Source organism: Boseongicola sp., from assembly GCF_057460485.1.
Genome location: NZ_JBVCWP010000117.1, coordinates 1 through 11,473, shown reverse-complemented (window position 1 = coordinate 11,473; position 11,473 = coordinate 1). Strand labels below are relative to the sequence as shown.

The 11,473-nt window shown below is 57.9% G+C and carries 11 protein-coding genes and 1 pseudogene; 9 read left to right on the top strand and 3 right to left on the bottom strand.

The features are described from left to right. The coding region (locus tag AC221Y_RS13660) for a cytochrome c oxidase subunit II transmembrane domain-containing protein (RefSeq protein WP_486707533.1) at positions 1-366 on the bottom strand (366 nt) is incomplete at its 3' end. A 159-nt stretch (positions 367-525) separates the two neighbouring features. On the opposite strand from AC221Y_RS13660, the gene tldD reads away from it, so the two are divergent. After that, on the top strand, positions 526-1,950 hold the full coding sequence (gene tldD, locus AC221Y_RS13655; protein WP_299756225.1) for a metalloprotease TldD: 1,425 nt from the start codon (positions 526-528) through the stop codon (positions 1,948-1,950). Between the two features lie 113 nt (positions 1,951-2,063). On the opposite strand, the gene AC221Y_RS13650 is transcribed toward tldD, so the two are convergent. Next, positions 2,064-2,936 carry a class I SAM-dependent methyltransferase gene (locus AC221Y_RS13650; protein ID WP_299756227.1) on the bottom strand — a complete coding sequence of 291 codons (873 nt, stop codon included), beginning with the start codon at positions 2,934-2,936 and terminating at the stop codon, positions 2,064-2,066. Positions 2,937-3,189: 253 nt separating this feature from the next. After that, entirely contained in the window at positions 3,190-3,630 is a 441-nt protein-coding gene (locus AC221Y_RS13645) for a BLUF domain-containing protein (RefSeq protein WP_486707532.1), read from the bottom strand. Positions 3,631-4,247: 617 nt separating this feature from the next. Here AC221Y_RS13645 and AC221Y_RS13640 point away from each other — a divergent pair. From AC221Y_RS13640 to AC221Y_RS13605, 8 genes and pseudogenes are all read left to right on the top strand, one after another. After that, positions 4,248-4,409 (top strand): annotated as a pseudogene (locus AC221Y_RS13640) (DNA-processing protein DprA); the annotation flags it as partial. Positions 4,410-4,500: 91 nt separating this feature from the next. Continuing rightward, entirely contained in the window at positions 4,501-4,716 is a 216-nt protein-coding gene (locus AC221Y_RS13635; protein ID WP_486707531.1) for a DprA-like winged helix domain-containing protein, read from the top strand. A gap of 121 nt (positions 4,717-4,837) precedes the next feature. After that, positions 4,838-7,381, top strand: coding sequence for a type I DNA topoisomerase (gene topA / locus AC221Y_RS13630; protein ID WP_486707530.1), 2,544 nt, complete (start codon positions 4,838-4,840; stop codon positions 7,379-7,381). A gap of 78 nt (positions 7,382-7,459) precedes the next feature. Then, the gene (locus AC221Y_RS13625) at positions 7,460-8,188 is read left to right on the top strand and encodes a CoA transferase subunit A (RefSeq protein WP_486707529.1); all 729 of its coding nucleotides are present in this window, start codon (positions 7,460-7,462) and stop codon (positions 8,186-8,188) included. Next, complete coding sequence (locus tag AC221Y_RS13620) at positions 8,188-8,826, top strand: 3-oxoacid CoA-transferase subunit B (protein WP_299757804.1); 639 nt, start codon at positions 8,188-8,190, stop codon at positions 8,824-8,826. The genes AC221Y_RS13625 and AC221Y_RS13620 overlap by 1 nt, the downstream gene beginning before the upstream one ends. A 90-nt stretch (positions 8,827-8,916) precedes the next feature. Next, on the top strand, positions 8,917-9,108 hold the full coding sequence (locus tag AC221Y_RS13615) for an N-acetyltransferase (protein WP_486707528.1): 192 nt from the start codon (positions 8,917-8,919) through the stop codon (positions 9,106-9,108). A 107-nt stretch (positions 9,109-9,215) separates the two neighbouring features. Beyond that, positions 9,216-10,217 (top strand): lysylphosphatidylglycerol synthase transmembrane domain-containing protein, encoded by a 1,002-nt coding sequence (locus tag AC221Y_RS13610; RefSeq protein ID WP_486707527.1) that lies wholly within the window; start codon positions 9,216-9,218, stop codon positions 10,215-10,217. Further along, positions 10,214-11,473: FAD-binding protein (locus AC221Y_RS13605; RefSeq protein ID WP_486707526.1), on the top strand; the 1,260-nt coding region annotated here is incomplete at its 3' end. The genes AC221Y_RS13610 and AC221Y_RS13605, both read left to right, overlap by 4 nt.

The window sequence follows — 11,473 nt, the reverse complement described above, 5'->3', positions numbered from 1 at the left end:
CTGCTCTTTAAACAGAACCGGTAGCGAGAACGCCCCGATGAAGACGAGAATCACAATCGGCACGACTGTCCATGCAACTTCGATCGGCGTGTTGTGAGTGAATGTTTTTGGCTCAGGATGGACGCGCTTGTTGAAGCGTAAAATCACATACAGCAAAAGTCCCACAACAAAGAGCGTGATGATCGAAATGATCACCAGCAAGAAGTTATCCAGCCAAACCAGATCCTGCATGATGCCAGTGGCTTGGGGCTGAAAGCCCATCAAGCCGTCCGTGGGCTGGCCAATGATCTGAAGGTCCTGAGCGAGAGCGGAGCCTGCCGCGCCAAAAGTGGCGCCCAGTCCGGTAAGAAAGGTCGAAAGACGCATGTCGAAGATGGTCCTGTTTTTGTTGGTGTTCCCTTGCCGCGCAAGAAACCTCACGCGGCACTGTTGTTCTTGGCGCCTTAGAAATCATATTAGGCCCTAGGGAACAAGACACTGAGTTGCGGCATTCAGCCGCCTGTGCCCCCGCGAAAAGGATAAAAAATGGCCGAGACAGCCCCCTTCCGCCCATTCGAGACTCTGCTTAACGAGGCCCGCGCGCTTGCAATGTTGCGCAAGGCTGTCGCAGGGGCTGATGACGGCGAATTGTTCCTGGAACGCCGCCGCTCGGAAATGTTGTCCTTCGACGATGGACGGCTCAAAAACGCCAGTTATGACGCAGGACAAGGCTTTGGTTTGCGCGCTGTAAAGGGCGAAACCGCTGGATATGCTCACTCTACCGAGATCACCGAACACGCCCTGAAGCGCGCCGTCGATACCGCGCGTCTGGCTGTCGGAGACGGCGGCGGCACCCTCGCTGAGGCCCCGCACGCGACAAATCAAAAGCTCTACGGTGACACGGATCCGATGGCGGATGCGGAATTTCCCGTCAAGATCGAAACACTTTGTGAAATCGACGCCTATGCCCGCGCCTTGGATAAACGCGTCATTCAGGTCTCCGCAGCCCTTGCTGCCTCCATTCAGGAAGTGGTGATTCTCCGCCCCGAAGGCCACTCCGTCACCGATACCCGCCCGATGACCCGCCTCAACGTGTCGATCATCGTCGAGGAAAATGGCCGTCGCGAAAGCGGCAATTCCGGCAGCGGCGGGCGTTACGCGCTGACCGGCCTCATCGACCCGGACCACTGGAAATCCACCGCCCGAGAAGCCCTGCGTATCGCTCTCGTCAACCTCGAGGCCGTTCCCGCCCCGGCAGGCGTCATGGACGTCGCACTGGGCCCCGGATGGCCCGGCATCCTGTTGCACGAAGCCATCGGCCACGGCCTTGAAGGCGACTTCAACCGCAAAGGCTCTTCCGCGTTTTCCGACCTCATGGGCAAACAAATCGCCTCCAAAGGCGTCACCGTCCTTGATGACGGCACCATCCCCGACCGTCGCGGCTCGATCACCGTTGACGACGAAGGCACGCCCGGCGCAAAAAACACCCTGATCGAAGATGGCGTCCTTGTCGGCTACATGCAGGACCGCCAAAACGCCCGCCTCATGGGGGTGGCCGCCACCGGCAACGGACGCCGCGAAAGCTATGCCCACGCGCCCATGCCCCGCATGACCAACACCTACATGCTGTCGGGCGACGCAAACCCCGAAGATATCGTCGCGGATGTAAAAGACGGCATCTACGCCATCGGCTTCGGCGGCGGTCAGGTCGACATCACGTCGGGCAAATTCGTCTTCTCCTGCACGGAAGCCTACAGGGTGAAAAACGGCAAGGTCGGAGCCCCCGTTAAAGGTGCCACCCTGATCGGAGATGGCGCCACCGCCCTCAAGCAAATCCGCGCCATTGGCAACGACATGAAACTCGACCCTGGTGTGGGAAACTGCGGCAAAAACGGGCAATGGGTGCCGGTTGGCGTCGGGCAGCCAACGCTTTTGATCGGCGGTCTGACCGTGGGTGGCTCGGCGGCCTAAAAAGAAAAGGCGTCCAAGAAATCGGATGTCCGCAGAGGGTCCAAAGCCGATCTGTGTCCTCCTTTTGCGACCTCAAACAAGGCCGCCGGTGCGGCGTCGTATCAATTTGATGCTCAAGTGGGATTGCGTGCGGAGATCACCCAAGAGGACGTCGGCGCCCAGATACCATTCCCGTCCCGTTCCAGACCCTCAAAGAAAGTGCGCATCTCGCGTTCGATTTCGGGGCGCTTGGCCTCGGCAAGCGCCTCTCCGGCCTCGCGGAAGACTTCGCCGGCTGGACCGATTGCCAACGCGAATGCGATGCATTCTTCCGGGGTTGTGCCGACCATAATCTTTTCGTCCACGCGGGTGAAAGTAACGTCCTCATAGCCAGCGCTTTTCATCATTAAGCCCGTCGTTTCCTGATTGCCCATTGAGAATGGGCCGGGTCCACACGAGTCTGCGTCTTCGCCCGGAGGCGGGAGATGGCGAAGGGCGATGTCCTTTGCTGCCTGCCAGGCCGGGTTTTCTTCGCGACGACGCCAGACGATATGTGTCATCTGTCCGCCTGGCTTGAGCGCCAGACGCATGCGCCGCAATGCTGGAACGGGGTTCGTAAAGAACATGGTTCCGAACCGCGCGACCACGTAGTCAAATTCGTTTTCGGGCAGCGCGATCTCTGCATCCCCACGGCGAAACTCGGCGTTCGTGTGACCCTGTGCAGCAGCGTCTTCGCGCGCTTGTTCCAGGAAAGCATCGACGCAATCGATACCAACGACGCGCCCAGTGGAGCCGACCATCTCGACAACTTGCAGCGACATATCTCCCCAGCCGCAGCCGACGTCGAGCACTGACATCCCTTTTTTGATGGGCAAATTCGGAATTACTGCAGCGGAATGGCGTGACAGCCCGCCCTGTAAGATGTGCCTATATTTTGTGAATTTTGGTTCCAGAACCGAGTTCCAGAACTTCACAAAATCCGTGTCGTCTTCATTGTCCAAAGCCATGCTTCGTCCTCCCTTTCTGAGATCCATATCACAGGCGGAGCGGCTTCCCTAATTCTCGCAGGGCCCTGCGATCCCTTCTGTTTGGAACGATGATTTTAGCAAATGTTTCCCGTGGTCAGGGGTCGCTCGTCCGCGCAAAACTGGCTTCCACCTTCGCCTCACGCTCGCCTAGTCTTTGGGTCAGAAAATCCCGGGTGAGGGTAGAGCCCTCTGCCCTGCACACTCAAAGCCCGCGTTTTCAGATTGGTTGACCTTACGCGGACAACGCTGCGTCGCGCACCTTCACCGCAAGCTTCTCAAACACGGATTTCACTTCTGCGGGTGTGGCACGATCAAGCACAGCTTCCGAAATGTCCGCTTCGCTCCAGACCACGGTTTTCGCCGGGTCGTGCAACATGGCCCAATCTGCGAAAAGGCGTTCGGTCACCGGCTCTGACATCAGCTTGGTCATGTCAATATGTCGGTCGTCGCGCAAGATACGCTCAAAGGCCGCCTGCACCTTGTCCGCGGGCCGCTCCAGCAATTGCAGATAGATGTCGTGTCGGCAAACAAGCGCGCCGGTTATGTCGTTGCGCGTATTGCATCGACGGGCGTCAAGCAAGATACCGCCAAGAGAATGCGCAGCGTAACCAAAGGGCTGCGAACTGTGAATGATCTGGATAAGGTCAGAAATGGCGCGCGCTCCTTTTAACACCGGGCCAAACTGAAGCCGGGCAGGAGACCGGTGAGATTCTCCGTAGGGTGAAAGAACCTTATGCGTTCGGCTTCGCGATATCTCAGGCGAAATTTACACGGCGCCATCGGTTGCCACAAACATGCCCTTCGGTCTTTTCTCTATCGCAAGCCAGTCACCGAGTATTGGGTTGACGATGCGGTTCGCCGTGCGCCTGCACGGAGGCATTGCCAACGTCATACCGACGTCGCCTTTTCGCGCATTTTTCCGGTGTATTAACGGCGAACGTCTTTGCGGCCACATCGCCGCGCCTCTTGAAATTCCATGTGACGCCGGTCTCACCAATTATCACGCCGCAAAGGCGGGCGATATTCAACACGAACGGGACAAAGGCTGTTGAAGCGGCGCGCCTCCTGTCGCCATCGGTTTGCCGGCCTACCCGGCACGCCTAGCCAACATCCCCGACCCGCCGCTGATCTCGGCCCTGCGGGGCTCAGGTATCGTTTCCGGCCTCGCACGCGGCGTCGACGTGGTATTCCCCAAGGAAACGTCGTCATAGCTCAAGAGATTGAAGAAGAGGGCATACACATCAGCGAGACACCCATTCACCAAACGCCCCACGCGCGGCGTTTCCCACGCTGCAACCGCCCATTGTTTCAGGCCTTGCCCAAGCCGTTATCGTCTTTGAGGCCGCCGCAAAATCCGGCAGCCTCATCGCCGCACGGATAGCCCTTGATCCAGGCCGCGATGTCCTCGCGGTTCCCGGCCATCCCTTCGACGCCCACGCCTCTGGCTGCAATATGCTGATCCGAGACGGCGCCGCTCTGGAGCGATCCGCCAAAGACATCCTCGAAGCGCTCGAACGTCCGGAACCGGCCCGCCAGCCACGCTTTGCGCCTTCAAGAGCAGCCCGACCGCACCAAGCCTGCGACCCTTGGCCTGCGCCAGCAAATACTAGATCGTCTCAGCCCTTCCCCAGTCCTCAAAGATCAAGTGATCCGAGACCTGAACCTCAGCGTCGATGGTCTCCTCCCGGTAATCGCTATCCTGGAAATCCAAGGCGCTCTCCAACGGGATGCTGGTGGGATGTTGAGAGGGATGAAATGACCGCAAAGGCGGCGCATCCAAGCATCACTTACCCCCCCGGACGACATGCGCCGTTGACAAGTTCAGATCCGCGCCCACATGTTCCGCCGCCAAGACCCCCGGTTTCTTTGAAAGGTTTTTCATGCCCGTCGTCGTTGTCGAATCTCCGGCTAAAGCCAAGACAATAAACAAATATCTCGGCTCTGATTACACCGTTCTGGCCAGTTACGGCCACGTTCGCGACTTGCCGCCCAAGGATGGTTCCGTCGATCCAGACAACGCGTTTTTGATGAAATGGGAGATCGCTTCCGATTCGAAGAAGCACATCAAAGCGATTGTAGACGCCCTGAAAGACGACCCAGTGCTGATCCTCGCAACTGACCCCGACCGCGAAGGCGAGGCGATCAGCTGGCACCTTGAGGAGGCGCTCCGCGCCCGCAAAGCCATCAAAAAAGACACGCCCGTCAGTCGCGTCGTCTTCAATGCGATCACTAAATCTGCCGTCACCGAGGCGATGCAGAACCCACGCGAAGTAGACATCGATCTGGTCGAGGCCTACCTCGCCCGCCGTGCGCTGGACTACCTCGTTGGCTTCAACCTTTCGCCCGTGCTGTGGCGCAAACTGCCCGGCGCCAAATCTGCAGGTCGTGTTCAGTCGGTTTGCTTGCGCCTCATCGTCGAGCGCGAGATGGAGATCGAAAAGTTTCACGCTCAGGAATACTGGACCGTCAAATCACTGCTCGCCACGCCGCGCGGACAAGAATTTGAAGCGCGTCTCACGGTCCTTGGTGGCAAGAAGCTCGACAAGTTCGACATTTCAAACAGCACCGCAGCCGAACTTGCCGTACAAGCCATCGAGAGCCGCGACCTGACCGTCAAATCCGTCGAGGCCAAACCCGCCTCGCGCAATCCGTCGCCACCCTTCATGACCTCGACCCTGCAACAGGAAGCTAGCCGCAAGTTCGGCTTTGGTGCGCGACAGACGATGCAGGTCGCCCAACGGCTCTATGAGGCCGGACACATCACTTATATGCGGACTGACGGCATCGACATGGCCCCCGAAGCGGTTGCCGCTGCTCGTGATGCAATCAAGAACCGTTACAACGCCCAATACGTCCCCGACAGCCCGCGTGTCTATAAAAACAAGGCAAAGAACGCTCAGGAAGCGCACGAATGTATCCGCCCGGCGGAGATGACAGCCGACGCTGAGAGCTTGGATTTACGCGACGCGGACCAGAAAAAACTCTATGACCTGATCTGGAAACGCACGCTCGCGAGCCAGATGGCCGCCGCACGAATGGAACGAACAACGGTCGATATCGCCAGCCGCGATGGGCAAATTGAACTGCGCGCGACCGGTCAGGTCATGCTGTTTGACGGCTTCATCCGCGTCTATGAAGAAGGCCGCGACGATGTTGTCGACGACGATGACAAACGGTTGCCACAGATCATGGACGGCGAAAAGACCGATAAGAAATCCGTCTCGCCCGAGCAGCATTTCACCCAACCGCCGCCGCGCTACACAGAAGCCACGCTGGTCAAACGGATGGAAGAACTAGGCATCGGTCGCCCGTCGACCTATGCCTCGATCGTCACAACAATTCAGGATCGTGGCTACGTCCACAAAGACAAGAACCGCCTTTTCCCCGAAGACAAAGGCCGTCTCGTCATTGCCTTCCTCGAGAATTATTTCAGCCGTTACGTCGGCTACGAGTTTACCGCGAACCTTGAAGAAGAGCTTGACGATATCACAGCTGGCAGCCGCGAATGGCAGGATGTCCTGGCGCGGTTCTGGCGTGATTTCAAAGCTGCAATTGAAGAAACAGCCGATCTTCGGATCACCGAAGTCCTTGAAAAGATAAATGAGGTTCTCGAACCACACCTTTTCCCGCCGACAGAAGAAGGCGGCGATCCGCGGCTTTGCCCGAACTGCGGCTTGGGACGTCTTTCGATGCGCACGGCTCGATCCGGCGGCGCTTTCATTGGCTGCTCGAACTACCCCGAATGCCGCTACACACGTGCCTTCGGTCCTCCGGGGTCTGAACCCGAAAGCTCAATCCCGCCCGAGGGCAAAATGCTCGGCGAGGATGCTGGCGACAACATCTGGGTCCACAAAGGCCGTTTTGGCCCCTACGTCCAGCGCGGTGAACTGACCGAGGAGAACAAGAAACCACCTCGTCAGTCGATCCCCAAGGATTGGCCGCCTGAGGATGTTGAACTCGAACAGGCCCTTAAACTTCTGTCGCTGCCGAGAAAAATCGGACCGCACCCAGAAGACGGTGTGCCGATCTGGTCGAATATCGGGCGCTATGGCCCCTATCTGAAATACGCCGAAAGCACGTCCGATCGCGGCGGCGTCAACGCCAACCTGGAAAGCATTGACGAGGTCTGGAGCGTTGGGATGAACCGTGCTGTCGAACTGATCGCGGCAAAGCTGGCGTCACGGGGCGCGCGCGGGGCGGCTAAAACATTGAAAGATCTGGGCGAACATCCCGAAAGCGGCGGTCCGATTGCCATCATGGACGGAAAGTACGGACCATACGTGAAATGGGAAAAGGTCAATGCGACCCTGCCCAAGGACACCGATCCCGAGGCCCTTACAATTGAGATGGCTGTGGAACTGATCAACGAAAAAGCCGGCAGCAAGGGCAAGAAAAAGCCGGCCCGCAAGAAGAAAGCGTCCTGATAGCGCTGCACTGCGGCGATTGACTTTGAGCAGACCTAGCGTCAAACCCTCTCGCGACAGATACAGAGGAGATCGCGCATGAAAAAAGTCTTTCCCAATGCCACAATGGCCCTGGAGGACGTCTTGCGCGATGATATGCTCATTGCAGCCGGCGGATTTGGTCTTTGCGGCATCCCCGAGCTTCTCTTGCAAGCAATCAAAGAAAGCGGCGTTAAAAACCTGACGTTTGCGTCCAATAACGCGGGCGTAGATGACTTTGGTATCGGCATCTTGTTGCAGACCAAGCAGGTCAAAAAGATGATCTCGTCCTACGTCGGCGAGAACGCAGAATTTATGCGGCAGTATCTTTCTGGCGAGTTAGAACTTGAGTTCAATCCGCAAGGCACCTTGGCCGAACGCATGCGCGCTGCTGGCTGCGGCATCCCGGGTTTTTACACCAAAACAGGCGTCGGCACGGTCATCGCCGACGGCAAAGAACACAAAGACTTCAACGGCGAAACCTATATTCTCGAAGAAGGCATCTTCGCCGATCTTTCCATCATCAAAGCGTGGAAAGCCGATGAAACCGGCAACCTTGTGTTTCGCAAGACTGCCCGGAACTTCAACCCACCGGCTGCCATGTGTGGTAAAATTTGTGTGGCTGAAGTCGAAGAGATTGTGCCAGTTGGCAGTCTCGACCCTGACAACATCCACTTGCCCGGCATCTATGTCAGCCGCCTCATTCAGGGCGATCACGAAAAACGCATTGAACAGCGCACGACAAGACCGCGCCCTGACGGGGCAACACGCAAGCCGGAGGACGCATAATGCCCAATGACGCAAAAGGCTGGGATCGCAATCAGATGGCCGCGCGCGCGGCGAACGAACTTGAAGACGGCATGTATGTGAACCTTGGCATCGGAATTCCGACGCTTGTGGCGAATTATGTCGGCGACAAGGACATCACGCTTCAATCCGAGAACGGCATGTTGGGTATGGGTCCGTTTCCGTTTGAGGGCGACGAAGATCCTGACCTGATCAATGCGGGTAAACAGACGATTACCGAACTAGACCGCACGGCGTACTTCGACAGTGCGCAGTCCTTCGGCATGATCCGGGGCGGCAAGATTGCCGCGGCTATTCTTGGCGCGATGGAAGTTGCGGAAAACGGCGACCTCGCAAATTGGATGATCCCCGGCAAACTGGTCAAAGGCATGGGCGGCGCGATGGATCTCGTGGCCGGAGTCGGGCGTGTGATCGTGGTGATGGATCACACCAGCAAGCACGGCGATTCCAAGATTCTGAAAGAATGCACCTTGCCACTGACCGGCAAGGGGGTTGTGGATATGATTATCACCAACCTCGGCGTCCTTGATGTGGTTGAGGGTGGTCTCAAAATTGTTGAGCTTGCCGACGGCGTGACCGAGGCGGAAATGCGCGCGGCAACGGCCGGAACTATTCTTTAGGGACTGGCCAAATTCACAAAGAAATCAGCGTCTCTAAGGGGCGCTCTTTGCGGGTTCAGGGCGACTCTGAGGCTGATCTGACGTTTTTTATTGCCACGCCTAAGTCAGCGCGGATCATACCGCTGTCCGAAAGCATTTTTCGGCACTGGCGCAGGCGTAAAGCTTGTTGAAACACGGGTTGCAAACGCAATAGCCGATGGCTTGAGGGTTATCCCTCTCTGCCATTTTGTGAATGCGCCACACGCCAGCCACCCGCAATGGGCAGACGCGTTCAGCGTATAACCGCAGCTTCGAACCTATGCTGGGCTAAAACGCCGAATAACTGTTTATAAATTCGAAACAGCTTCATATTGTTGCCTAGATCTGTTGCTAATCGACAGGCAATGGCAATGAGCAGTCTTTCACACCCACCTCGCGCATCCAACCCAGCGCCCCCATCGCGCCGCTGGCGTGACTATGTGTTGCTTGGCGGGCTGGTCTTTTTGGTACTGGCGGGTCTTGTGGGCCTTGCAGTTGCAACGGGATGGGAAGACACCATGGCCGCTTTGCGTGGCCTCTCGGTAGCTGAAATCATTGCTCTTTTGGCGCTTAGCCTTGTTAATTACGGCCTTCGCGGCGTCCGCTGGCATCTCTTTGCGAACCGACTTGGGCTTCCAACGCAATTGGGGCAGAATCTGCGCCATTTCCTTGGTGGCTTCGCCATGTCCGTGACGCCCGGCCGGATCGGTGAGCTTGTCCGTATGCGCTGGCTTCAACGCGAATCCGGGTGGGCCTTTGATCGAACTGCGCCCTTGGTGCTGGTTGATCGCTCATCAGATCTCGCCGCGATGGCAATCCTTCTTGCGCTCGCCCTTGCGTTTTCAACGACCGGCGTCGTCGGCGGAGCGCCGGTTGCAATTCTTGCGCTGATCGCAGCCTTTGTCGCCACACGCCCGCGACTGATGCGAATGGCTGGTGACACTGCGCATTTGGCAAGCGCACGCCGCTTTCCACGCCTGTTTGCGCGTGTCCGCCGCGCTTCGAAATCACTATCAGCCTTCCAGGGCCCCACTGTGCTTGTGGCCGCCGGCGCGCTTGGCGTGATCGGTTGGCTGGCGGAAGGCTGGGCCTTTCATCTTTTGCTGGTTTGGATGGGAGCAGAGGTTGGCTTCTGGAGCGCTGTCGGCATCTTTATCTTTGCGACGCTTGCCGGTGGCCTGACAGGTGCACCCGGCGGTCTTGGCGGCGCGGAAGTCGCAATGGTTGCCCTTTTACTGGGCTACGGTGTTCCGATTGAAATTGCCCTGCCTGCCACACTTATCATCCGCTTAACCACACTCTGGTTTGCCATCGCAATCGGCCTTCTCGTCTTCCCTTTGGCGGAACGACGCTCGAAAATGAGCACAATATGACCTGGAAAACAACGGACTATACCGGCTGGGGTCGCGTTCACAGCGCGACCGGGCAACTTGCCCGGCCAGAACGCACAACTGCTCTGGCGGCGCTGGTGAAGGCGACGCCTGCTCCCGCGCTTGGCATGCGTCGCAGCTACGGCGATGCCTGCCTCAACGACGGTGGTCGCATGATCGACATGACACGGTTGGACCGAGTCCTTGATTTTGATCCGCAAACCGGTGCGCTTCATGTCGAAGCGGGCGCACAAATCGGCCAGCTTCTGAAAATTTTTGCGCCAAAAGGCTGGCTGCCCCCGGTGATGCCGGGGACTGGACTTGCCACTGTTGGCGGCGCCATCGCAATGGATGTCCACGGCAAGAACCACCACGGTGCAGGATCCTTTGGGGTCCATGTGACGGAAATTACTCTTATGACGCCCAATGGTCCCAAGGTCCTGACATTAAAAAAGAACATGACCCTGTATAAGGCAACGATTGGTGGGCTGGGGCAAACCGGGCCGATTGTTTCAGCGCGCCTGCAGATGTTGCGTGCCAAAGGCGATGTCATGATCGTAACCGAGCGTCGGGTCGAAGGCTGGGATGAATTTCTGGCCCTGCTGGACGCCTCGGAGGCCACATATACCGTAGGTTGGATTGATGCGACGGCGCGCGGCGATCAGCTGGGACGTGGCATTCTGGAAGAAGCCGAAACCGGGGCTGGACTGGTGCCCGCCGCCAAGCGCGGCAAACGTATTCCGGTTGATGCGCCGGGGTTTGCCCTCGCGCCTTCAGTCATTCGGATGTTCAATGCCGCATACTGGCGGCGTGTCCCTGACAAGGGGCGCACAGTGGTCAAACCGATTGACGACTTCTTTTTCCCGCTCGATAAAGTCCATGACTGGAACCGTCTTTATGGCAAAACCGGGTTTCATCAATTCCAATGCGTCGTTCCAATCGAGGCCGCGGACGCCCTTCGCGCAATGCTCGAGCGGATCGCGGGATCAGGACTGGCCTCGCCCTTGGCTGTCTTGAAACGCATGGGAGCCGGCCGCGCCGGCTATATGTCCTTCCCGATGGAGGGTTATACACTGGCGGTCGATTTTCCGAACCGAAGTGCCGCCGCCCGCCTTATCGGCGAACTAGAAGCCGCCACGGTAGACGCTGGCGGACGCATCTATCTCGCGAAGGACGCCCTTGCAGGGCCGGAAACGGTGCGTGGGATGTATCCTGACTTTTCTGTCTGGAGCAAAGCCGTGAAATCAGCCGATCCCCAT